Origin of the sequence: Ammoniphilus sp. YIM 78166 (genome assembly GCF_004522215.1) — a bacterium.
In the GTDB taxonomy this organism is placed as follows: domain Bacteria; phylum Bacillota; class Bacilli; order Aneurinibacillales; family RAOX-1; genus YIM-78166.
Window position 1 is genome coordinate 454043 of record NZ_SDLR01000005.1, and the last position, 21043, is coordinate 475085.

The 21043-nt window shown below is 46.3% G+C and carries 24 protein-coding genes; 3 read left to right on the top strand and 21 right to left on the bottom strand.

The window, feature by feature from the left end; genetic code table 11:
* Positions 1-61 precede the first annotated feature (61 nt).
* The 5 genes from nrfD to fdhD are packed head-to-tail and all read right to left on the bottom strand — an operon-like array spanning position 62 to position 5748.
* Positions 62-997 carry an NrfD/PsrC family molybdoenzyme membrane anchor subunit gene (gene nrfD, locus EIZ58_RS23410; RefSeq protein WP_134703362.1) on the bottom strand — a complete coding sequence of 312 codons (936 nt, stop codon included), beginning with the start codon at positions 995-997 and terminating at the stop codon, positions 62-64.
* A gap of 12 nt (positions 998-1009) precedes the next feature.
* Complete coding sequence (locus tag EIZ58_RS23415) at positions 1010-1807, bottom strand: 4Fe-4S dicluster domain-containing protein (protein ID WP_240689346.1); 798 nt, start codon at positions 1805-1807, stop codon at positions 1010-1012.
* Positions 1808-1810: 3 nt separating this feature from the next.
* Positions 1811-4363: a formate dehydrogenase-N subunit alpha gene (gene fdnG, locus EIZ58_RS23420; protein ID WP_205672320.1), complete on the bottom strand. Its 2553-nt coding sequence runs from the start codon at positions 4361-4363 to the stop codon at positions 1811-1813.
* A 12-nt stretch (positions 4364-4375) separates the two neighbouring features.
* Entirely contained in the window at positions 4376-4951 is a 576-nt protein-coding gene (locus EIZ58_RS35375) for a twin-arginine translocation signal domain-containing protein (RefSeq protein ID WP_205672334.1), read from the bottom strand.
* Positions 4952-4968: 17 nt separating this feature from the next.
* A complete protein-coding gene (fdhD, locus tag EIZ58_RS23425; RefSeq protein ID WP_134703364.1) occupies positions 4969-5748 on the bottom strand; it encodes a formate dehydrogenase accessory sulfurtransferase FdhD in 780 nt (259 codons plus the stop codon).
* A gap of 194 nt (positions 5749-5942) precedes the next feature.
* Between fdhD and tatA the strand changes: the two genes are divergently transcribed.
* Complete coding sequence (gene tatA, locus EIZ58_RS23430) at positions 5943-6128, top strand: twin-arginine translocase TatA/TatE family subunit (RefSeq protein WP_134703365.1); 186 nt, start codon at positions 5943-5945, stop codon at positions 6126-6128.
* A complete protein-coding gene (locus EIZ58_RS23435; protein WP_134703366.1) occupies positions 6125-6664 on the top strand; it encodes a hypothetical protein in 540 nt (179 codons plus the stop codon). Before tatA ends, EIZ58_RS23435 begins: the two co-directional genes overlap by 4 nt.
* 99 nt (positions 6665-6763) lie before the next feature.
* Here EIZ58_RS23435 and EIZ58_RS23440 read toward each other — a convergent pair whose 3' ends face one another.
* From EIZ58_RS23440 to EIZ58_RS23500, 15 genes are all read right to left on the bottom strand, one after another.
* Complete coding sequence (locus tag EIZ58_RS23440) at positions 6764-7597, bottom strand: alpha/beta fold hydrolase (RefSeq protein WP_134703367.1); 834 nt, start codon at positions 7595-7597, stop codon at positions 6764-6766.
* Between the two features lie 5 nt (positions 7598-7602).
* Positions 7603-7767, bottom strand: coding sequence for a hypothetical protein (locus tag EIZ58_RS33760; protein ID WP_167577909.1), 165 nt, complete (start codon positions 7765-7767; stop codon positions 7603-7605).
* Positions 7764-8210 (bottom strand): GlcG/HbpS family heme-binding protein, encoded by a 447-nt coding sequence (locus EIZ58_RS23445; protein WP_134703368.1) that lies wholly within the window; start codon positions 8208-8210, stop codon positions 7764-7766. Before EIZ58_RS23445 ends, EIZ58_RS33760 begins: the two co-directional genes overlap by 4 nt.
* Positions 8194-10056: a XylR N-terminal domain-containing protein gene (locus EIZ58_RS23450; RefSeq protein WP_134703369.1), complete on the bottom strand. Its 1863-nt coding sequence runs from the start codon at positions 10054-10056 to the stop codon at positions 8194-8196. The genes EIZ58_RS23445 and EIZ58_RS23450 overlap by 17 nt, the downstream gene beginning before the upstream one ends.
* Positions 10057-10086: 30 nt before the next feature.
* A complete protein-coding gene (locus EIZ58_RS23455) occupies positions 10087-10362 on the bottom strand; it encodes a 2Fe-2S iron-sulfur cluster-binding protein (RefSeq protein WP_134703370.1) in 276 nt (91 codons plus the stop codon).
* Positions 10363-10377: 15 nt separating this feature from the next.
* Complete coding sequence (locus tag EIZ58_RS23460; protein ID WP_240689348.1) at positions 10378-11403, bottom strand: NADH:ubiquinone reductase (Na(+)-transporting) subunit F; 1026 nt, start codon at positions 11401-11403, stop codon at positions 10378-10380.
* A 78-nt stretch (positions 11404-11481) separates the two neighbouring features.
* The gene (locus tag EIZ58_RS23465) at positions 11482-11772 is read right to left on the bottom strand and encodes a hypothetical protein (protein WP_134703372.1); all 291 of its coding nucleotides are present in this window, start codon (positions 11770-11772) and stop codon (positions 11482-11484) included.
* A 21-nt stretch (positions 11773-11793) separates the two neighbouring features.
* Positions 11794-13296 carry a ferritin family protein gene (locus EIZ58_RS23470; RefSeq protein ID WP_240689394.1) on the bottom strand — a complete coding sequence of 501 codons (1503 nt, stop codon included), beginning with the start codon at positions 13294-13296 and terminating at the stop codon, positions 11794-11796.
* 24 nt (positions 13297-13320) lie between these two features.
* Positions 13321-13617 carry an MmoB/DmpM family protein gene (locus tag EIZ58_RS23475; protein ID WP_134703374.1) on the bottom strand — a complete coding sequence of 99 codons (297 nt, stop codon included), beginning with the start codon at positions 13615-13617 and terminating at the stop codon, positions 13321-13323.
* Positions 13618-13631: 14 nt separating this feature from the next.
* Entirely contained in the window at positions 13632-14750 is a 1119-nt protein-coding gene (locus tag EIZ58_RS23480; protein ID WP_134703375.1) for a ferritin family protein, read from the bottom strand.
* A 21-nt stretch (positions 14751-14771) separates the two neighbouring features.
* The gene (locus tag EIZ58_RS23485; protein ID WP_134703376.1) at positions 14772-15686 is read right to left on the bottom strand and encodes a catechol 2,3-dioxygenase; all 915 of its coding nucleotides are present in this window, start codon (positions 15684-15686) and stop codon (positions 14772-14774) included.
* Between the two features lie 115 nt (positions 15687-15801).
* Positions 15802-15972, bottom strand: a complete 171-nt coding sequence (locus tag EIZ58_RS33765; protein WP_167577910.1) for a hypothetical protein — start codon at positions 15970-15972, stop codon at positions 15802-15804.
* Positions 15972-16559 carry a nitroreductase family protein gene (locus EIZ58_RS23490; RefSeq protein ID WP_134703377.1) on the bottom strand — a complete coding sequence of 196 codons (588 nt, stop codon included), beginning with the start codon at positions 16557-16559 and terminating at the stop codon, positions 15972-15974. The genes EIZ58_RS33765 and EIZ58_RS23490 overlap by 1 nt, the downstream gene beginning before the upstream one ends.
* Before the next feature lie 421 nt (positions 16560-16980).
* Positions 16981-17472, bottom strand: coding sequence for a YbaK/EbsC family protein (locus tag EIZ58_RS23495; RefSeq protein WP_134703378.1), 492 nt, complete (start codon positions 17470-17472; stop codon positions 16981-16983).
* Positions 17473-17499: 27 nt separating this feature from the next.
* Positions 17500-18027 (bottom strand): hypothetical protein, encoded by a 528-nt coding sequence (locus tag EIZ58_RS23500; RefSeq protein ID WP_134703379.1) that lies wholly within the window; start codon positions 18025-18027, stop codon positions 17500-17502.
* A gap of 139 nt (positions 18028-18166) precedes the next feature.
* Here EIZ58_RS23500 and EIZ58_RS23505 point away from each other — a divergent pair, with 139 nt between their 5' ends.
* A complete protein-coding gene (locus EIZ58_RS23505; protein ID WP_240689350.1) occupies positions 18167-19678 on the top strand; it encodes a carboxypeptidase M32 in 1512 nt (503 codons plus the stop codon).
* Between the two features lie 34 nt (positions 19679-19712).
* Here EIZ58_RS23505 and EIZ58_RS23510 read toward each other — a convergent pair whose 3' ends face one another.
* Positions 19713-21002, bottom strand: coding sequence for an ATP-binding protein (locus tag EIZ58_RS23510; RefSeq protein ID WP_134703381.1), 1290 nt, complete (start codon positions 21000-21002; stop codon positions 19713-19715).
* Positions 21003-21043: the final 41 nt, after the last annotated feature.

Here is a 21043-nt window from a genome sequence, read left to right on the forward strand (position 1 = left end):
TAGGAAAAGAGTGGTGAACAAGGCTTCACCACTCGACAAATTTCGGGGAGTGACAGGCACTCTATTGAACCCCGACGACCATAATGTACCGCAGTATTAATCCGCCGAATAAAATCAAGGAGCTAGATAGTATTAAACTGTTTTTCTCCCCAAGGACGGGTCTGTAGCGGAGATACAGAGGCACCAGTAAGCCCGCTACGACTACCCCGCCAATCAAGAGGAAGGCATTGCTTCCGCTCAATAGCACACTGGCCCACGGTCCTAAGCTGATTAAAAAAACAGCTAGGATGACAATCTCTCCCACCATGATGTAGGTATCGGCTTTTTCCAGTCGGTGGATGTACCCTTTGGTCTGTTCCTGTTCCAACCTCTTGGACAAAGAAAGCACCATAGCCGCCAACCCCGTAGATACCCCCGATATTAAGAACAGAAGAGGAATCAAGGAGCTCGTAGACCAGACCGGCCAATGCGTGGTGGAAAGTAATATGCCTGTGTAGGTCCCGATATAAGCCGCAGATAAAATTCCGATGCCCAGAAACAAACCTTTAACCCGCCCTTCATGCAAACCAACCAACCATCGTGCAAAAGGAACTCGGTCTTCCCACTGCCTATGCTTAATGAGAGCGTAGGCAAAAGAAATCGTCGCGATGATACTAAACAGCATTATGACCCAGGAGCCCAAGGACATGACCGATTCCGCCTTGAAAGTCAGCATCCCTTCTCTCGGGTTCCACATCATATGAAGAAATTTGCTGAACTTATCCGGTACGGATAAATCCAGAATGAGCATCAAGCCGCTGATCATCATCATCGGCATGGCGAAATAATAGCCTGAAATCGAATGCTGTCGATCTAAACGGCTTCCCCACAGCTGGCCAAAGGCTGCAAACAAGTACGTCCCCACCGCAATCCCAGCTACAAAGAAGTACACGACGATCTCCCATTTCCAGAGGGGATTCTGCAGCCCGCTTTCATACACGTATCCTATCGGTCCCATCTGACGTCCCCCCTAGCGATCGTCCTTGTGTTGTTCTTCCGCCCGCTCTTTCATGCGATTCGCTCGAAAACTTAACAGCCCGACCAGTCCCACCCCGAGAAACCCAAGTAAGCTGCTGAAATAGCCCATTCCTTGCTTTTTGCTCGGGAGCTGCGGATTCGAAGGTAAACCGTACACCTCCGGCTTATCCAAGAGCAGATAAAATACATTCAAGCCACCAAGCACATCTTTTTTCCCGTAGATGGAGACCTCCTCTTCCCCATTTACTTTCAGCTGATCCATCCTTTCATCCGCCATCGCCTGCAATTCATCTACTTCGCCGAATTGAATGCAATCCGTCGGACAGACTTGAGCACAAGCGGGCTGCTCTCCCTCTTGAAGACGGTCATAGCATAGCGTGCATTTCTGCGCCGTTCCGGTAATATGATCAATTCCAATTACCCCGAAAGGACAGCCTGAGATGCAATAGCGGCAACCGATACAGACGTCATGGTCAATATACACGGTATCGAACTCCGTCCGGATAATGGCGTTGGTCGGACAAACCTCCATACAACCGGCATCCTGACAGTGTTTACAGGAGTCACTCAAAAAAAGCCAGCGTTGCTTCGAGCGGTCATCGGAAAATTGCTCAATAAACTTCACGTGACGCCAGTTCTCTGCACTTAAGGCTCCCGTGTTATCATAGCTATTGGCGGTAAACGCCATTTCACCCATCGGCAGCTGGTTCCATTCTTTACACCCCACCTGACAGGCTTTGCAACCTGTACAGGTGGATGTATCAATAAACATCCCTTTACTTCCGGCCACCCCTTACACCCCCATCCGAATTCGGCCTTTTCGCACATCGCACGTGAACGCCTTGGATTCGTGAATGAATACATTCGGATCCGCAACAATCGCCGTCAATTCATTGGACGCAGATCCTGTAGCGATGCCCGCATAGCCCCAGTGAATCGGCATTCCGACTTGATGGACCAATTCGCCGCCCAACCTAAACGGCCTCATTCTACGAGTGACCAGCGCTTTGGCTTCTGCTTGGCCGCGAGCCGTTGTAATGGTTACCCATTCTCCATTTCGAACTCCCAGCTGTCCCGCCAATTCTGGGCTAATTTCCAAGAACACCTCCGGCATAATCTCTGCAAGCCACGGAAGCCAGCGTGACATTGGGCCACTCAAATGATGTTCTGTCACCCGATACGTTGTCATGACATACGGATATTGCGGATTTCCAATGCCATGTACTTCGTTATGCGGCAAATCCTTGTAATACACAGCCACAGGGTTATGGGGATATTTAGGGTAAAGCTTATTAGCAATCGGAGTGTCTACCGGTTCATAATGCGTTGGCAACGGACCATCGGCCAACGGGCCAAACAGCTGAATTCGGCCATCCAAATTCATAATAAACGGCTCAGACCCGGAATGAGCATCCAGACCCAATCCTTCCGGCTTCGCCGGCGTATCGGGAGCTTTTGTAGCAGCAAAGTCAGGGACATCCAGACCGGTCCATTTCTTCTCCGCCGCATCCCACCATACATATTTCTTCCGTTCAGACCACGGGCGACCATCCGGAGCAGCCGAGGCCCGATTATAAAGGATATGCCGGTTAGCTGGCCAGCAAAATCCCCAGCCTAAGCTGACATAGTCATCTCCCTCTCGAGCCGCTGCACGGTTAGTCTTGTCATCCGGCATAATACCGGTATAGATCCAAGCTCCCGAAACCGTCGACCCATCATCCTTCAGATTCGCGAAACTGGCAATCGGTTTTCCTGTATCCGCTTCGTATCCATTGATTTCCTTAAGGATGGCATGGTCATCCGGCTCATGAACCCGAAACCCGTCATGAAGATCTGGCTCATAATTCCACAGTAGATTTTGAATCGGCCAGTCGCGTTGTTGTGTACTGCCTCGGTAAAGATCCTTCAGACTTTTGCCTAGTTCATAGGTAAACCACATATCTGATCGACAGTCACCTGGCGGATCGGCTGCTTTTTCCTTCCACTGCGCCATACGGTTCGTATTGGTGAAGCTGCCACCGGTTTCAGCAAACACCGCGGTTGGGAAGAAGAAGATCTCCGTCCCGATATCCTTTGCCTGAACCTCCCCATTGACCACTTCCGGTGCTTGGTACCAGAAGGTCGCGGTTTCGGTCAAGAATGGATCGCGAATGACCAGCCAATCGAGCTTTGCCATCGCTTCCCGGTGGAAGCGTGCATTTTGCCCTCCCGCTGCCGGATTTTGACCCATCACGAAAAAGCCTTTAATCTTGCCCTGATACATACTCTGGAACATGTTGTAATGGGAATGATTGCCCACCAACTTCGGCAGCGCATCATACCCGAAATCATTTTCCGGTGTGGCTGCATCTCCGAAAAAGGCCTTGAGCTGACTGATCATATATTTAGGGTAGTTCACCCACCAACCGGTTGGACGCGTTTCCATCAACAAGTAGTCTTGAAGCGTATCGTGCTTTTTCTTGGCAGATGGCACCGCTAAATATCCCGGAAGCACATCGTAAAGTGTCGCTAAATCGGTCGCCCCTTGTACATTGGCATGGCCACGCAAGGCCATAATCCCTCCGCCTGGACGTCCCATATTGCCCAGCAAAGACTGTAAGAGCCCTGCAGCACGGATCGTTTGCACGCCAAGCGTATGTTGCGTCCACCCCATGGCATAGCAGAACGAACTGGTTCGTTCTTTGCCTGAATTGGCCGCTAGCGCCTCTGCCACCTTCAAGAAGTCGGCCTTTGGCGTTCCGCATACTTCCTCTACTAGCTCAGGAGTATAGCGGGCATAGTGCCTTTTCATAATTTGGAACACACTACGCGGATGCTGAAGCGTCTCATCCCGCTTCGGTCGGCCCACCTTTCTCTGCCGAGCTAATTGGTCGGTTAATGTAGCCCCCTCTCCCTCCGGCAGCTCCACTTCCTCCCGTTCATAATCCCAAGTGGAACGATCATAGGTTTGGGTATCTGGGTTATAGCCGGAGAACAGCCCTTCCAGGTCTTCGGTATCCTGATAATTCTCATTTACAATAAAAGGCGCATTGGTGTAATGAACCACATATTCTTTAAAATATTTTTCATGTTGGATCATGTAATGGATCAGCGCACCTAGAAAAACAATATCTGATCCTGACCGCATCGGTATGTAATCGGTAGCCAGTGCGGACGTACGCGTAAACCGAGGGTCCACATGGATCACTTTTGCTCCTTTGTTCTTCGCCTGAATCACCCATCGGAAACCTACGGGATGATTCTCTGCAAAATTTGAGCCCATGATCACAATACAATCGCTCTCTGCCAAATCTCTTGGCGTCGTCGTAGCCCCGCCACGACCAAATGAAGTACCCAGCCCGGGCACTGTAGAGCTGTGTCAAATACGGGCCTGATTTTCCATATAGACAACGCCGATGGAACGCATGAGCTTCTGATGAATATAGTTCCATTCGTTTTCCATCGTCGACCCGCCAAGGGAAGCGATGGCGGGATTCATATTCACCGTTTTTCCATCTGCGGTATCAATAAAGTACTTGTCGCGGGTTTCTTTTACCTTTTCCGCCACCCGCTGCATCGCCCAGTCCAGTGGCTTTTCCTCCCACTTGTCCCTATACGGGGCTCGGTACAAGACCTTCGTCTGTCGTTCCGCATTATCAACCATTTGATAGGCAGCTGCCCCTTTCGGACAAAGAGACCCTAGGTTCACCGGGCTATCCGGATTGCCCTCAATATTGATGATCTTGCCTCCAGATTCCGTAATAATCATGCCACAGCCCACTGCGCAATACGGACATACACTTGGCACTTGCTTGCCCTTTCTGACCTCTAGCTTAATTCGGGTGACTTGTGCCCGAACAGGCTTTAGGTCTACACCGGCCATCGAGGCGACGGTCAATCCAGCTACAGTTACCCCCGTTCGCTTGAGAAAATCACGGCGTGAAATCTGACCCATTTTTCACCTTTCCTCCTTTATTGGAGTTTTCTTTGCTGATCGTCCCCGCCAACCCATTGTTCATCGCCATCATGAATGCGCCCCACGGATGTGTAAACAGTAGCCATTTGACCCCTTATGTAACCGATCACTTCCACTTGAAGTTCTTGGGCCAATTTGACCGCCTGATTCGTAGCTGCCGTACGTGAAACCACAATTCCCACTCCGAAGCGTGCTGCTTTCGCCAGCATCTCATAGGAGATACGCCCAGAGGTCATCAGAATCAAGGAACTCGGTGATTGTTCGGCTTTGAGCGCATACCCAATCACTTTATCTACGGCATTATGACGACCGATATCCTCTCGTACCGCCACGAAACCTCCCTCTTCATCCACCAAGCATGCGGCATGAACTCCGCCGGTTTGATGGTACAGTGGAGTTAGTTTAGCAAATTGCCGCATATACTCTTGGATCTCCGGTAGGGTTACTTTTCTGTTGCCCACTACAGGCTTGAAATTTCGAACATCGGATTCGGAATGAAAGGTAACCCCCTTCCCACAGCCGGCCGTTAAATGACGACGGCGCTTCAAATAACTTTCCACATCAATGCCTGGTAACAGGTCAGCCCAAACCTTCTGGCGATGATCATCTATAATTAACCTCTTAAGGTCGTGGGGCGATTGAACGAATCCTTCGGAAAACAAGTAACCTATAGTCCAATCCTCCCAATCCGTTGAACTGAGCTGCAACGTAGCCAATTCAAAGCGATTGAGATAAAGCGTCACGGAAAGCTCTTCAGGACACTGCTTATTCAGCACACGACATCACCCATCTTCCAATCTATGATAGGATGCAATTAAGCAAACGCTTTCAATTCTCCTAAAAGATATGCTCGCACCCAAATGGCTATTCCAGTATGTAATATATTTTTAACTATTTATAAAATTGAGATTAATATCCTTTAGGCAGAATATACCTAGTAGAAACATCCCGTTCAAAGGTGGTGATTTTAATGTTCAATAACATCGGCATCCCAGGCTTAATTCTTATCTTAACGATTGCTCTGATCATCTTTGGCCCCAGTAAACTACCTGAACTTGGCAAGGCAGTAGGAAGGACACTAAGGGAATTCAAGTCTTCCGTCAATGGTTTGGTAGACGATGGTCCTGAAAAAGAAAAGGAGCAGATTCAAAAATGATGATTCAGCCTCAAGGGAAATGGGAAAAAATGATTTTTCGTATAGAAGAACTTGGGAACAGTGTGGCTCTTTACCTGCTGCTAGGCATCATCGCTTTGTCCGCCTGGCAGCTCTCCCCCCTTCCTAGTCCCAATTGGTCGCCCAATGCAACAGCCTTTGGCTTCGCCGCGTTGGTCTTTATTGCCTTGACAAGCCTTCACGGAATCCTATGGTGGGTATTGACGCGGGCGTTTCTTCCGCTAACACCTCCCATCAAGCGCTTCCTGTCCCATTCCATCCGTATCGTCCGTCCTCTACATATGATGACAGGAATGGTTGGTCTTGGACTGGCTATCTTTCATGCGATCTCCTTTACAGGTCTATGGAAGTGGAACTGGACGGCTATTACAGGTGCCATTAGTCTGACTACTCTGTTGTTACTAGCGATTGATGGAATCGGTCTTATGGTTAGCCCATTCCTCAGCCGAAAAGTTCACCGGTGGATTGCTTTCGTCTTCGTCATCGCGATTGTGGTGCATTTGGGTATTGTGTTGTAGCTCTGTTTCCAGACCATAAGCTCAAAGAGGGCCAAATAAGCGGATTCTACTCCGATTATTTGGCCCTCTCTAGGCAGTATATTCACGATCCGGTTCATGTCATCTCTTCACAGGGCCGCTTTTCAAAAACCCCATGACCTGATCCACAAACCCCTGCGTTTGTTCAATCTGCGTCCAATGGCCGCATTGTGAAAATACATGCAACTGCACATGGGGCAGAAGTCCGGCCAGCTTCCAGCTCGTTTGTTCTATCGGAATGACGCGATCCTCTCGCCCATGAATAAGGAGAGTAGGAATCTGAATATCTCTTAAGGCTTTTTCAGGCAAGGCTAAAGCATCCACATGCCGTTGTCGCGGAGCAGGGAACATCGCAGAAAAAGCTTCTTGAAACCCTTCCTGCATGCTAGCCTGATAGCGTAGCTCTACGAGATCATCGTTCTCTGCCATCGATTGATCATAAGAAAACGTCCGAATGAGCGCTTTCATATTTTCAAAGCTTGGCGTGTATCCCCACACTTGATCCAGCTCCTTCGTAATCGGGAAAGATACCCCAACACTGCCCATAAGAATGAGTTTATCTACGAGGTCTGGCCGACGATGAGCAATCTGCAGCGCCAAGGCTCCTCCCATGGAATTTCCCACAATGGAAACCCTCTCCAGCCTCATGGCTTCGATGAAATCTATCATATGCGTGACCCAGCGATCCACTGAATAATGAATGCCCTCAGGTCTTTTCGTATACCCAAACCCTACCACATCTGGTGCCATCACATGAAAGTGCTCAGATAGGATTGGAAAAACCAACCGCCAATTCGCCCAAGCCGATACACCCGGACCAGACCCATGAATTAATAGCAAGGGTTCTCCCTGCCCCGCTTCATGATAGTGTGTCTCGATTCCACCGGCTAAGATAAATTTACTGTTTTCTGCCATCTCAATCACATCGCTTTCGCCGTAATCATCGTTGGAAGAAAGAGCTTCACTTCTGCTTTCTTCCCGCAATAGCAATACGTTTTTGTGGTATACATCCCTAATGATTGAACATGCGGAACAGAAATGGCTCGTAAGCCTTTGACAACATGCCCCTTACAAACTGTAATCATCTTTCTTCCCCGCCCGTCCATGACGGATTCCAAACAGCAAAAGCCGCTTCTGCACAAACCATATCCTGCTCTGCAGAACCACCCGAAACACCAATGCCTCCAGCCAGCTGATCTTCGATATAGATGGGCACTCCCCCACCAAATATCGTCAGTTTGGGCGTGTGAACAATCCCATGCAGGAGCTCCGGCTGATTTTTAATTAAAGGATACCATTCAGAAGTGGGAATCCCGAAGGCGGAAGCGGTATATGCCTTATTTTGGGAAATCTCTGAACTAAGCAACGGAGCTCCGTCCATCCGAATAAACCCCTTTAAGTTTCCGCCATCATCCGTAATGGCTACATTGACACGAATCCCTAGCTCTTCTGCCTTTTGGCAAGCCGCCTCAAGCATTCTCATGACGACCTGCTGAGAAATCGCCTTTTTCTCATAGAACTTCTTCATGAGTCCCATCCTCCTTTACTCCATCAATTTCCAACTCTCCCAATACGATCAAAGACTGCAAGGCCAGATAGATCTGATGCATGACTGCCGACTCATTTATATCTACTTTTAAAATATCAGAAAGCCGTTGTAAGCGATATCGTAAACCGCTAGCGGAAAAATTTAAGGCACGAGCCGTTTTATTGACATTACAAGCGTTATTTATATAGTGGTAGAGTGTTTTTGTTAACTCCATATTCCTAGGCTTATCTTCTTTGAGTAAGCTGCCTAGCATTTTATGGGCAAAACGGTGTAAGCCATCCTGATTCCTCGTTTGGAAAAGAATACCCACAATTCCCAAAGAATCAAAAAAGACGATATGTTGATTTTGACCCGCAATCTTCAAGCAAGCTAAGGTTTCTTCATAGAGGTTCGAAGCGTCGTCGATCGACTCTGAGGTCGAGCTTACTCCTATATTGATTCGGTAATTCCGATATTTTTTCGCACAAAACTGGTGCAAGCTCGCACCGATCTCTTCTTTTTTTCCTTCTGTCAAAAGGACGATGACATGGCCGGACTTTTGACCGATCAAGGCATTCAGCTTTCGGCTTTGGAAAAAATGGGTCATGTCATTAATAAACTGGTCATTAAACTCCAGTTCTTCTTTGATCGTCCGATGGTTCGTCAGTCGATTAAAGGCTAGCATAAAAAAGCCAGAATCTTTCCATTTAAAATCAATATGATGAGCGCGCTTCAACACTTCCTCATGAGCGATTCGCTTACTCAAAATATCTTCCAGAAGACTTCCGCGCATCCGCTGCTCGGCCTGTATCCGAGTCCGCTCGTTCAGCAGATATAGAGAACAAGCCATGGAAGCATGCTCCAGAATTAAACTATCAATTTCTTCTAACGTAGGCTCCTTGTAGAGAAAGGAACAATAGCCGATCACTTTTTGTCTCCGGTATATGGGGGTAATCGCCCGTCGATGCTCGGTAGACACCTCCACCAAACAGGTTTTTTCAATCTCCTGGTGATATCCCTTCAGCTCCTCGGAATAAGCCAGTGCCTCTTTATGGCTCATCCCCCCCACCGATAACAGGTGAAAGTTGCTGTCTTCAATTAGAACGGGCCTTCCTATATGTTGAAACAACGTGTTCGCTATAGACTTCAACTCGTTTTCACGAAGAATTTCCTTCATCAGTTTTTGATGGACATCATGAGCTTTAGTCAAATTATCTCGCTCAATCTTCAGTTTTTGGTAGGTTTGATCCAGCTCATCAATAATATGATTCGCCTCATAATACTTAAGCTCTTTCTCGATTTCCGCATCCCATTCTTCTTCGGTTTTGCAGACCCAATGACAATGGGAGTGACCCATCCCCTCGCAATGAACCTCTTTAGCAATCACCTTTTTTCCCATAACCACGGTAAGGTAACCGCTTGCATAGCCCGCGAGCGAATAACAAACCGGCTCTTCACTAGGACCGAACAGCCTGACGTGCTCTCTCGCTTCATACGAATTCTTCCAATGCCCTTCAAAGTGCAACAACCCTTGCTTCACATCCACCTCTGAAATCATCGGGATGACTTCCACATGGCCATGAAGGGAATGAAGACGCGGCCCTGCCAAAATCAGTTCCAGCTCATTCACCCAAGGCTTTTGCTTCGCTTGAACACCGTCGCTTACCCCACAATGCCATCCATAGCGAAGCAGGAACCCCTTGGCGCGTTCATGGCCAATCGTCTCCATCAGTTCTCTTCGCAAGGTCCCTAACGCTGAGGTTGGCACGGTAATGACGCGTTCATAACTAGGCTCGTGACCTTGCTGTGGATAGAATTCTCTTAGACTAAGATCCAAAGCTTTCATTTACAGTCTCACCCCAAAGAAGATTCGATTTTATCCGATTTGAATGCGTACCATCATGTCGCTCCTTGGGTAGGTTTTACACGCCAAGGTATAATTCATCCTTCGTTCCTCGTCAGGCAATACTTCCTTAGAACTTGCCCCTCTCTCGAATTCTCCTGCTTCAATGGCGATCTTGCACATACCGCATCCCCCGCCCTTACAGGCATAAGGGATACGGGTTCCTTGACGAAGGGCAGCATCTAATAGAGTTTGAGAGTCGCTGCAAGTAATATCCTGCTCTGCATCGGTGATTCTCACCTTAAACATATTATAACCCCCCAACTAGAATTCGTCATAGAGTATATCGGATCCCTTGATTCCGCCCTGGCTCAAAGCATCGACTGTAGTCTCAATCATGATAGGAGGACCGCATAAAAAGGCATCCATTCCCTTCATACTTGGAAGCGTACGCTTGACCACATCGGCAATAAATCCCGTCTCGCCCGCCCAGCCTTCGGCTAGATCCAAATGCGATAGGGCCGGAATAAATCGAAAGTTCGGATGCTTCTTCTCTAGCTCTTTCCATTCCTCTACTAGGTACAAATCCTTTACTGTACGGGCACCATAGAAGAAATAAGCCTTTCCTTCATAAGGAGAAGAGAACAATTCCTCAATCAAAGCTTTGATCGGTGCCATTCCCGATCCACCGGCTACAAAAACCATATCTCGTGAGCGATCTCGAAGCTGCATTTTTCCATAGGGTGCAGAACCGGTGACGAAATCCCCCGGCTTCAAGTCGCACATGTAGTTAGAGCCTTTACCATTTGGAATACGCTTGACGTGAAATTGAACGGTGCCATCCTCCCTACATGGATTAGCCATGGAATAAGCTCTCGTGTCTTCTAAACCCGGAATATCGAACTCAAAAAACTGACCGGCTGCGTACCGCAGCGTAGTGGGTTCTGTCAGCTTTAAGGTGATGATATGAATGTCTGGGGTGGAGGGGACATTGTCTACAACAGCAGCTTGAAAATCGTATACGGGAAAGAAAGGTACATCGGATTCTTCTTCCTCAATCTCTACGACCAAATCACTTTCCGCAACTGTACTGCATAATAAGACAAAGCCTTCTTCTCTTTCAAAGCTCATGAGGGAATACTCAGACACCCGATCCATGAGCTTATAGTCGCCTTCAATCACTTGCGCTTTGCAAGCCGAACAGCTTCCATGTCGACAGCCGTAAGGGATTTGTATGCCGTTACGAATGGCTGCGTCTAGCAGGGTTTGCCCTTCTTTTGCTATAATAGTCTTACCGCTGGGTTCTAAGGTAACCTCGTAAGTCTCTAGCCTTGTTTGAGATAAACTCATGGTTATTCTCCTTTCAAGCATGGTTGTGAAGCCCCTCCTTTAGGACCGCCATCCTAAAAGAGGGGAGCAGACTCATTTTTACGCGATATCGATTTCGATAGGGTCTCCATTTCGCAATCCGATCTCTCGAATGCTTTGATTGGTATCCAGCGGGATCACCCGTTGTCCATCCGCCCGAATGAGGGATAACTTATAGCTCCGATCCTTGGCAAGTTGCCACGCATCAACGCAAGCATCCAGCAGTTCTTTGCCAGTCATATCGTAGCGCGCTCGAATTCCAATGTTACAGAAGAACAAATCGTTTTGCGTGACTTCCTTCCATACTGGCCATACCAATAAGTGATTCGGATCCTTCAAATAATTAGCCATGATTCTCCCCTCTTTTCTTCTTTAACGTGTGACAAAGATTTTCTCCATGCCGAGATGCTTCCGGTGCTCTTTCCAGCGTTCATAATCTCTCGATGAATAGTATTCATTCGCTTCGTCAGGAGAGAAGCCCAAGTATTTAAAGAGGTCTCCAGGCAGATTCTCACCAAACTCCCCGCTGATATACGCTTCGGCCGGCCACCAGAACTGCATGTATTTCGTTGGCTCCTGATCAAAAATATGCTTGCATCCTGGCGAGCAGGTCATGTACGTTTTATTGTTGTATTCGCTGTACTGCGTCCACAATCTCGTCGGATGGTCCGGATCCGGGAATTCGTTTGGTATTTGGCACACGCAGCAGACCGCCGGTATTCCTGGGCTTGCAACCGCCAGAACATGATCATCCATCCGGCGATAGAACGGTGCATAGTATCGCTCAAAGGTATCCGGATACTCATTGGACAGCCACTCGTAATCATCTTCCTGCAACTTGAATCCTCTAAAGACATTGGCGTGCTTGTAGTGATCCAAGATGCGCATGGTCACGTGAGAATAGTGGTTTTTCTCCTTGATGCTGTCTTCGGCGTGTAACGGCGGACGAATGCCATATTTTCTAAGATCCTTAAATAAGCCATCAAACACCTGATCCTCTACATAGATCTCAAACGCCTTCTTCCAGGAGATCGGGCGAATTCTCGGATAGTAGTCTACTAGAGTCGCAATCACGGAGAAAATGCGATACGCTCTCCAGTACCATTTATCCAGCCACTTTTGGATAATCGGGATGTTTCGGTCATCTTCCTCCAGTAGCATCTTGAGCGCAGACATCCCTAGCGCCATGTGTCGCGACTCATCCGATTGTACACTTCTTCCGATCGCCACAAAGCTGTCATCCCCAACCGCTCCTGCAGACTGGGCAAATGGCAAGAAAAGAATGTTGGTAAATACATATTCAAAGGAGAATGAGATCGCCATCAAGGCTTCGAACGGACCTGAGGTTAGGGCATCATCAAAAAACGACTTCGGTACCGTATTGAACCAGTTGTTTTCATTGGTTTGGGCATAAGCATGCAGACCATCAATTTGACGGCTCATGTGCGCATAATGCTTGATTTCGATCTGCGCATGGCGCAGCTCATCAATGCACTGATTAAACGTGGCAAAACGAATCGCTTCAATGGGAATATTGCGTCCCACATAGGCCATTAAGCGATGGGCTTGATACTCCGCAGGCTGAACCGCAACAGCAAACGCCTTCACCCCTTCATACCAGCGGGCATCGACCACCTTGGCGTGTCCGTCATTCGCTTCGAAAGCATTGCGAACCGCATGATAGAGAAGGTCTTTTTCTGCTTGCACCTTTACATATTGATTGTAGGTCATCCGGAAGGGATCTTCCCAGCGACTCGGGTCCTTCAAGATGATCCCTTCCTTTTCTAGCAAGGGGTATACTCGATTCATGTCAAAGTCCTTTGGATTCCACATTAAATCCCGGGTCATCGCATGATACTGCTGTTTGACTCCCATTTTTGCCAATTCCATCGCCTCCTTCTATTCTTTGTTGTCCCAGCTAATAATGAGCTGTTCTTCGTCCCAATCCTCAATAAATCCAAAGTACGAAGTCATATACAAATGAACCCCGTCCATATCCCAATCCCTGCCTAGGCACTCTTCTACCGTCTCTCGGCGTAACACCATGTGCCCAGGAGATTTTACTTTTTTATATACCGTGTAATCCTCGACCACTACCCCTTCGTTGTCGGCTTGAACGGCCTCTATGATGGCACGTACGATATCGCCGCCACTTGTGTCCAAATCCATTCCAACATAGGCCTGCTTGACTGTCATCGGCTTTCTCTCCTTTACTCCACGAATTGATAGCTTTTAAACGGCAGCTTATGCTTCTTAAAGGTTGGAATAATCACTTCCTCTTCTATTTTCCTTAGCGTTGAAGGGACGTGGATCCCCAGACCATGCTTCTCAAACAGAGTAGATAGGGAAAGAACGGCCTCATAAGCTTTGGGGTACCATTTTTCGATCCATCCGGCGATGATCTCCTCATTGGACTGCTCCTCTTCCGGCGTTTCGCGCGGGTCGCTTAGTACCAGTCCCCATCGATAGTCTCCTGGCCAACTCTCGTATCCTAGCGACTTCAGATAATCCCAACGACTCAGGGCTGAATCCTTTGCTAGATAACTGAATAGCCCAAACGCCCAATCTCGATGCCAATCCATTTGTTTGCTAATCGTTAGATTGAGAATCGACAGATGCGTATCCCCATTTTTCATTGCTTCTTTATTCAGCTCACGGTACATGAGGTTGCCTAACAGCAAATCAAACGTAAGATTCTCGGCGACCAGCACTTCGGCCCAATCCTCAGTCACCAAGATCTCCTCCACATAGCTTCGCAACGGCTGGAAAGCCGGCTCTTCCATTAAGACCTGCTTGCCATGTGCGAGAAAATCTCCATGTTCCTCTTCCATGTTCATGCCCCATAGCGAGATCCACTGCGCCCTTCCTGTTTTATCATAGGCTTGGAATGTCGCACACTGCTCTATCGGCGTTCCTAATGCATAGCGGATGACGTATTGCATTTGTACATTTTCTCCATACTCGAGATGTCGCAAGGGTGTATACACATCCCTTAGGGCATTGACCCACTGAGGAGACAGATTTTCAATGACTTGAAGCTCTTTGGCATACTCAAAGCCTTTTTCCACTTCTTCTGCCAGCTTCTTACGATTGCTGACATATGTCGTATACCAGAACTTCTTCGGATCTCGAAAACCCTCCCAGTCCGAGCATTTCAACTTGGTATAACGAGGATCATAGATATCATAGTCTCTCTGATCGTAAATATGGCGATAGTGGCCATGCAAATAAGGCTGCTGCCTTAAAGTGACTTCTTCATATTCATTTTTGGTTTTCCAATCCCACGGCTGTTCACGGATCATTTTCTTAAAAGAAGCTTCTGCCGACATCTTGATCACCCCTTCCTCAAATTAAGTTAAGGCTTTTCCAAACGATTCGATCAACTCTCTACGATGATAAAAAATCCCTTGGCCAATCTTATCCTCCGTCCATGTAATGGTCGGGAAATCCTGATACGTAATATAACCACTTGCAAAAGCTTCGTTTCGATTGCCAGATGGATCGAAGAAATAAACCGTTTGACCTCGAGTGATTCCGTGTCTGGTTGGAGTCACCTCAATGGTGACATCATGGCGCGTCAAAATATCCGCGGCCTTTAGCACGTCATACCAGTTATCTACAAAAAAGGCAGCATGGTGTAGTTTTTTATCCGGACCTTTTACAAAAGCAATGTCATGGGGCTTCCCGTTTCTTGCATGCAGGAAACTTCCCACCATAACTTCGCCGTCTACGGTCATGATTTTCTCGCTCTGATGAAGATCTAATACTTCCGTAAAAAATCTGGTTGTCGTTTCTAAATCATCCCCTGTCAACAAACAGTGGTCTAAGCGATGAGGAGCAATCCCTCTTAATTCAGCCGGCCAAGGATGAGGGTTCAGGACTCCTGTTCTCGTTCCTACTTTTTCAATGTCATGATACAGCTCAACTTGGTGACCGCTCGGGATCTCAAAGCGCAGAGCCTCTCCTTCGCCCACTCTTGTTCCCTTGGACATCCTCTTGATAGTACAGCCGAATTGTTCAATTCGTTTTTCCAACACGGATAAGTCTTCCACCTTCTCTACCTTAAACGCCAAGTGATCCAACCCCGCCGAGTCTGCCTTTTGCAGAATTAAACTATGATGGTCCCACTCATCCCACGCCTTCAAGTACACACGATTTTCGTCCCGCGCCACTACATCTAACCCAATAATATTGGTATAATAATCTACCGACTTGTCCAAATCCATGACTCTTAATTCAGCACGACCAATTCGCATAATACTCATTACACATCAGCCCCTTGTTATGGTTTGTTGTAAGCGTATACTTATTTTAACCTCTGGTATTTTCTGAATATAGAAATAAAAGCGCGAATTTTGAGTGTGCTTTCGTCGTTTTGTACTAAAAAGAAGCTTCTAATAGTTCAGGTGGTGGATAAGCCAAAGATGGGGCCGTTTTTGCCAAAGAAGTAAGTTTTTTTGCCAAACAGGGTGTGGTTTTTGCCAAAGATGCACGTTTTTCGCAAAAAAAGAAGAGACTAATTCCCCAAAGGGAGACAGCCTCTTCTTTCATTAACAGTAACTCTTATCCGAATTAATCCAAACGGTCTTTTCCTCAAAAGGATTTCTCCGTCCTTGCGGCTGTTCCATATCCGGATAGCCGACATAGATAAACCCAAGCATCTCGTCTTGTTCACGTAGTCCGAAAAGCTCCTTCATTTTCGCATGATAGGTTGGTTTCCCCGTACGCCAGATAGCACCTAAGCCAAGTGCATGTGCTGCGAGCAGCATATTCTGGATAGCTGCATTGACAGCTCCAATCTCCTCAATCGGGATCACCTTCGGATCATCGGAAGGAGTAACAGCAACCGCAATAATAAGGGGAGCGCGGAACGGCTTTTCTTCCTGCTTTCTCAGCATCACCTGGTTCTCATCGGTTAACGGTTCTTCCATTTTTTCCTTGGAAATTTCAGCCAATGCCCGACCAAGCGGTCTTCGGCCCTCCCCGGTTAAGACAAAGAATTTCCAAGGCTCCGTCTTACGATGGGATGGAGCCCAAGATGCTGCCTCCAATAATTGTTCAATCATCTCTCGACTTACCGGATCTGGTTTTACCTTCCCTATACTTCTTCGGTTTCTTATCGCCTCAAAGATATTCATACGTTAATGCTCCCTCTTTTGAATGATCACCACGTCCATACAGCTTACCAATGACAAATTTTATCATTGATAATGATTATTACTGTATTCTATACACTTTTTTCCTATTTGTCTACCTTTTTCGAGACAAAAGACTAAATTCCCTTCCTAATATTGACAACTAAATGTTATTTAATTATAATAGTTACATATAAGAATTTATAACATTTAATAGGCAGGTGTTCCTCATGTTAATGTGGGTGAATGATTTTGAAGCACAACGCAACTATGAACAGCACCAACTCGGCTTAGAGGAAAGCGGTGTAATTCGAAACAAAGAATGGAGAATGTCTCATAAACTTAGAACCATTTTCAATATCAAAAGTAAAGGCTAAAAGAAAAGACCAAACAACATGTACCCGTTGTTTGGTCTTTCGCATTCCTATTCCATCGTTTCCTCTTCTCGCCATCCTTTACAGACATCCACCCAATCTTTGGCCAATGAATACAAGTAAAGTTCTTCACTGGTGAGTTCAATTGCTGAGTTAGTGCTGCCGCAAGCTGGGAATACCGTATCAAACCGCTTCATCGAAACATCTAGATAGACTTCGAGCGGGTTCTTTAGACCAAAGGGACAAACACCACCGATAGCATGTCCTGTTTGATCTAACACTTCATCCGGTGTAAGCATGCGCGCTTTGAAGCCAAAGAACTCACGAAACCTTTTATTATCAATTTTAGCATCGCCTGCTGCAACGATGAGGATAGCGAGTTCCCCTTCTCCTCGAAAAGACAAGGTCTTCGCAATGCGAGCACCCTCTACTCCAATCGTCTCCGCCGCTTGTTCCACCGTTGCGCTTGAGGTTTCAAACTCCATTACATCTTGTTGCCGATTCCATTGCTGGAAATGAGCTTTTACACTGTCAAGTGACATTTCCTTTTCATCCTTCCAACTTTTCATTCACCTGGTCATAATAAAATTACCATAATCCAGTATGACAAATTTCCCTCTTTTATTTAACCCCATATTGTTCCATCTTATCTTTTTATTCTTAGAAATCAAGTCAACTGGGTCTATTTTACATTTTTTGAATTTTCTCTGTAGCTCTTTTACGACTAGTACACTCTGCTTCGTCCTTGGGAGCGCTTTTTCTATCTTCTTCATGATTAGCCAACCATGACCATATTCTTTTACTTTAGCAAGATGCTTTTTTAGCTTAGATGGTACATTTTGATAGAGATCTACTTCTGTCCTATTATTTTCATTTCCATTAACAGAAATCGCAACCTTTAACACCAAACCGTTCTTCAAATCATAAACCAGCCGTTTTTTTCCATGACCTACTATAGGATAAGGAAGTTTTAGTTTCTTATGCGCTTTTTCCCATAATGATTTTTTAGGTTTATACTTACGTTGTTCTAATTTCTTTATCCATGCATGAATTGCTTTTAAGTTGCTTAGGTTCAGATACTTCGAACGACTTCTCATAGAAGAATCCCCCCTAGCTTCAGTCTATTAAACTACTATTATAGTATTCTGACAATATAACATGGAATGAACCATTTGCCTAAATATTCCAATTGCTATAAAATAAAGCCATACCCCCTAAAACGAAAGGAACATGGATATGACGATCGAACAAACGCTGCTAAGCTATAAAGAACTAGAACAAAGAATCTGCCACTTAAATAGTATTTCATCTCTTGTCCACTGGGATATGGAGACGACTTCCCCCAAGCTCGGCCTTCCCTATATGTCTGAAGCAGTAGGCACGCTAGCATTAGAAATATTCCGTCTCACGACTTCCGACGAGATGAAGGAGTATCTAGGCATACTCACTGCCCAAGGCACCTACGAGCAGCTTGATCAGGCCACTCAAGCCTCCTTGCGAGAAGCCAAGCGTCAATACGATCAGACCAAGAAAATTCCGGAAGCACTGTATAAAGAATACTCCATCCTGACGGCGAACGCCCAGCGCATTTGGCAAGAAGCCAAAGCGAAAAACGAGTTTTCTTTGTTTGAGCCGAGCCTACAGCGGATTATCGAAATCAACCGCGAATTTGCGAACTATTATGGCTATGAAGAACATCCCTATGATGCTTTGCTCGACCAATTCGAACCAGGCTATACGGTCAAGGTTCTCGATGAGCTGTTTAACAATTTGCGTACTAAAACCTTAGATTTGCTCCACCGAATCCAACAATCCTCTTATCGACCAGAGACGGGGTTCCTCAGTAAAACCTATCCAAAAGCCAAGCAAAAGGAGTTTTGCCAGAGTCTCCTCCACAAGCTTGGTTATCAAACGGATGCAGGCTTACTTGCAGAAAGTGCCCATCCTTTTGCCACAGGGATCTCTTTGCAAAATGTCCGTATTACGACCAATTACCATGAGGATGATATTCGTTCTGCAGTCACCAGTGTCATCCACGAGCTGGGTCATGCCGTGTACGAACAAAATATCTTGAAGGAGTACGAAGGCACCTTTGTCCGAGATGGAGCTTCGATGGGCATCCATGAATCTCAGTCCAGATTTTTCGAAAACATGATCGGAAGAAGCGAAGCTTTTTGGCAACACCTGTATCCAGCTCTACAAGAACAATTCCCTGACGAGCTTGGTTCAGTTTCTATGGAACAGTTTCAGCGTTCCTTAAATATTGTTGAACCTTCCCTAATCCGTATCGAAGCCGATGAACTCACTTACAACTTGCACATCATGCTTCGCTATGAATTGGAAAAAGCGATGATGGCAGGCGAGTTGAATGCCAAAGACTTGCCGCAAGCCTGGAACCAGAAGGTAGAGGAGTATCTTGGCTTAGTCCCTCCGACCGATACGGTGGGGGTGCTCCAAGATATCCACTGGTGCTTTGCTATCGGCTATTTCCCTTCTTATACATTAGGCAATCTTTATTCTGCACAGCTGTATCAGAAGGTTCGGAAAGAATTCCCTCATTTCGACCAGCTGGTAGTGGAGGGCAACTTGCAACCGATACTGGATTGGCTGCATACCCATATACACCAGCACGGTAAGCTGTATACGCCTAGCGAGCTGATTGAGCGTGCAACAGGGGAGAAATTGAATGCGGAGTATCTGGTTCGTTATTTTGATGATAAATTTACAAGAATTTATCATTTATCTTAAATCTGTTCGCGCTTTTTTTTAACCTGAACTCCAGTCATGCGACTGGAGTTTTGTCTTTAACCATTAATCCCTTATCAATTAAAGGCAACCGAATATAGAACTTCGTTCCTTCATTTATTTCACTGGTTACGGTAAGCTTTCCATTCATCATCTCAATGATCCGTATGGCCGTCATCATTCCTAATCCAGTGCCTTCTCTTCCCTTGGTTGTAAAATATGGCTCCCCTATACGAGAAAGCTGCTCCGTTGTCATGCCCTTTCCGGTATCAGATACAACGATACATAGCTGTCCCTGCTCTACTCTTGTATGAATCGAAAGCTTGCCGCTATCTGGCATGGCTTCAATGCAATTTTTAGTAAGATTTAATACGCATTGCTGAAAGAACTGTGCTTCCCCCTTAATAAAACATGGTTCAATTGTGGTTTCGATTTCGATGCTGTTCATGTTGGCTAGCGGTGTAATCACACTGATTGCTCGTTGCAGCTCTTGTTGCACATTCAACACTTCAAAATTTTCCGGTGCAGGCTTTGCAAACGTAAGATAATTACGAATAATGTCCGTCGCTCGATCAATCTCCTCAAGACAAATCTTTAAGAACTCTTTCCTTTTATTGGCAGGAATATCGGTTTGTTCCATCATTTGTAAGAAGCCTTTGATTACCGCCAGTGGATTTCGAACCTCATGGGAAATAGAAGATGCTAGATGACTCACAATCTCTAGTTTTTCTGCTTTAAGTATGCGTTGATTTACCATGATCGTTTCTGTGATCCATTCAAAAGCATATAAGATGAAGACCGTCGTCACGAACGTTATGACTACATACATAAACAAAAATTGTCCATTGAAGGGGACTCCAAAAAGAAAGACGGAGTTCAGAACAGCAAATATGGCTGCGAACGTTGATAGACTGCTACCAATAAGAATCTTCTTCTTCCTTGACGATGCTAGATGGCGTTTAGTTAAAAGCAACAACAGAATGCAAGTGGCTGGTACAACGATAATGGTCGCATAGGCGCCCAAGCCCCCGAGCAAAAAACGATAAGTAATCGTGAGTACACCCAAGAAGAGGATGGTTGGAGCGCCTCCGTAGAGACCAACAATGACGAGTGCAACCAACCGCAAATCAAAAATATAACCTTCAATCATGGTAATGGGAAACGATATACAACTAAGAATGGCTAGACCACCCGCCAGGGTCATGATCCATTTTTTCTTATGGGTTGTGCCAGAAGCGTAAAACTTATTTTCCAGTAGAAAGGGGACAAATAACAAGAGCACAATTAAGAACAATACATTTAATAAAAGCGGTTCCAGACCATTCATTAAACTCTCCCTTTCACCCAAGCATCCGTATACCCTAATTT